Origin of the sequence: Shewanella sp. SM55 (assembly GCF_025654025.1) — a bacterium.
GTDB classification, from domain to species: Bacteria; Pseudomonadota; Gammaproteobacteria; order Enterobacterales; family Shewanellaceae; genus Shewanella; species Shewanella oncorhynchi.
In genome coordinates this window covers 1-586 of record NZ_JAKKRS010000046.1, presented here as the reverse complement: position 1 = coordinate 586, position 586 = coordinate 1, and the positions used below count along the sequence as shown (strand labels likewise).

Below are 586 nucleotides of genomic sequence, written 5' to 3'. Positions count from 1 at the left end.
TGACTCAGATTCACAGGTGTTGAACTACTCACCTCCCATTTACGGCCAGTGTATCCTTGTGCAGCATTCGCCTCAGGCACCACTGTCGCAGGGGTATCTTCCGTAGGCACGCCATCCGTCTGTGACATTGAAGGCGTGTTTGTGGTGTTCGCCGCGACAGGCGAACGAGCCGGTGTACCTGTATTTGTAGGAACATCGGCTTGCGTGCCATCATCTGTTACATCCGCCACCGATGGCGAACCGTTGCCCATCACTGGTGGGGTTGTACCGCTGTCATTGCCAGCCGCGGGACCACCGGGATGACCAGTCGCTGCATCTGGGATTGTCCCAAGATTATGTCTAGGTCCTTGGGTGTAATTGCTGCCCGTTTGCGCACCCTGACTCAGATTCACAGGTGTTGAACTACTCACCTCCCATTTACGGCCAGTGTATCCTTGTGCAGCATTCGCCTCAGGCACCACTGTCGCAGGGGTATCTTCCGTAGGCACGCCATCCGTCTGTGACATTGAAGGCGTGTTTGTGGTGTTCGCCGCGACAGGCGAACGAGCCGGTGTACCTGTATTTGTAGGAACATCGGCTTGCGTGC

General features: G+C 56.1%; 1 pseudogene. It reads right to left on the bottom strand.

Annotation, left to right across the window (positions count from 1 at the left end):
• Window positions 1–586 (bottom strand): annotated as a pseudogene (locus L5L91_RS22640) (hypothetical protein); the annotation flags it as partial.